This is a genomic window from Dietzia cercidiphylli (assembly GCF_014145145.1).
Lineage (GTDB): Bacteria > Actinomycetota > Actinomycetes > Mycobacteriales > Mycobacteriaceae > Dietzia > Dietzia natronolimnaea.
Genome location: NZ_JAALEA010000049.1, coordinates 1 through 1,623, shown reverse-complemented (window position 1 = coordinate 1,623; position 1,623 = coordinate 1). Strand labels below are relative to the sequence as shown.

Annotated in this window: 2 protein-coding genes; one reads left to right on the top strand and one right to left on the bottom strand. The window is 73.0% G+C overall.

Features of this window, described 5'->3' with window-relative positions:
* Nucleotides 1-1,089 (top strand): LCP family protein (locus G6028_RS02560; protein ID WP_241730485.1); only part of this gene is annotated, 1,089 nt, incomplete at its 5' end.
* A gap of 31 nt (nt 1,090-1,120) precedes the next feature.
* Here the strand turns inward: G6028_RS02560 and G6028_RS02555 are convergent.
* The coding region (locus G6028_RS02555) for a DUF8176 domain-containing protein (protein WP_479682418.1) at nt 1,121-1,623 on the bottom strand (503 nt) is incomplete at its 5' end.

The following is a 1,623-nucleotide window of genomic DNA, read 5'->3' as shown; positions in this document are numbered from 1 at the left end:
CGGGCACGATCCGGCGTGCGGGACCCCCGCCGGCAACCGGTCGACCCGCGCGATCCCCGGTCCGCCCGACGGCCGTCGCGGGCGGGGTACGGGTCCACACGCGATCGCCGCTCCCGCAGGGCACCCGGTAGACGGCGCCTCGGCCCGATGCGGATCCTGGGTCTGGTGCTCGTGGTGATCCTGACACTGGGCGTGGTGAGCGTCCTGTGGGCGGACTCCAGGCTCCAGCGGATCGACGCGCTGCCCGACTACCCCGGCCGGGGCGGCAACACCCCGGGCAGCATCACCCTCCTGGTGGGGACCGACTCCCGCGAGGGACTCACCCCGGAGCAACAGGCCCAGCTGTCCACCGGGTCGGAGTCCGATGCCGGCGGCAAACGCACGGACACCATGATGCTGGTCTACACCCCGCGGGACAGCGGCCGGACCATGCTCATCTCCCTCCCGCGGGACCTGCTGGTCGACATCCCGGACTACGGACAGAACAAGCTCAACGCCGCCTACACCTTCGGCGGTCCGGCGCTGCTGACCCGCACGCTCGAGCAGCAGACCGGGATGCGGATCGACCACTACGCGGAGATCGGGTTCGGCGGCTTCTCCGGGATCGTCGACGCGGTCGGTGGCGTGGACATCTGCATCGACGAGCCGATCAACGACCCGCTCGCCGGCCTCGACCTGGCCGCCGGCTGCCAGACCCTGGCGGGGCCGCAGGCCCTCGGCTTCGTCCGCACCCGCTACGGGTTCGCCGAGCAGGACCTCCAGCGGGTCCGCAACCAGCGGCAGTTCCTCGGCGCGCTCATGAGCGAGACCATGTCCCCGGGCAACCTGCTCAACCCGTTCACCGCGGTGTCACTGGTCGACGCGGCCTCGGAGGCCGTCACGGTCGACTCCGGGGACCACATCTGGAACCTCGCGTCGGTGATGTGGAAGCTCAGGGGCGATCCGCTCACCGTGACCGCCCCCTACGACGGCATGGCCTCCGGTTCCGTGGGCTCGTACCTCGTGTGGGGCCCGAGCACCACGGGGTTCTTCGACGCGGTCGCCTCGGGCCGCACCCCGGCCCAGGAGTACCTCGACCCCGGCCCCTGAGCCCGCCCCCCGGCTCACGGGTACCGGCTGGTCATCCCGCGGGCGTGATCGAGACGATCCCCCAGGTGCCGTCGGGGTTCTCCGCCACCCGCACACGCTGCCGGATCACCACCGGCTCCGCATCGGGCGGGGACTCGGTGAGGCTCACCTCGAGGAGCGTGGGCGACAGCTCCCGCGCGTCCACACAGTGGGTGGTGCCCTCGGGCACCCGGTCCACCCCCTCGACGCGCAGCCGGTCCGGCGTCATCCGGCTCGACGGCGAGACCGCCTCGAACGCCTTCTCGGCCGAGCGCTCGACGTAGTAGGCGTGATCGAAGGCCAACACGGTCCCCAACGGCGAGTCCAGCGACCCCGGGCCGTCGCCCACCACGTGGCCGGGTTCGGAGACCGGGGCGCAGTCCGCCGCCTCCTCACCGGTCGGGGAGAGAGCCCCGCGGGTGAGGAGGAATCCGATCACCGCCGAGCCGGCCAGGACCGCCACCCCGGCCGCCGCGAACACCGCGACCCGGCGTGCGCGACCGCCGTGGCCCGGGG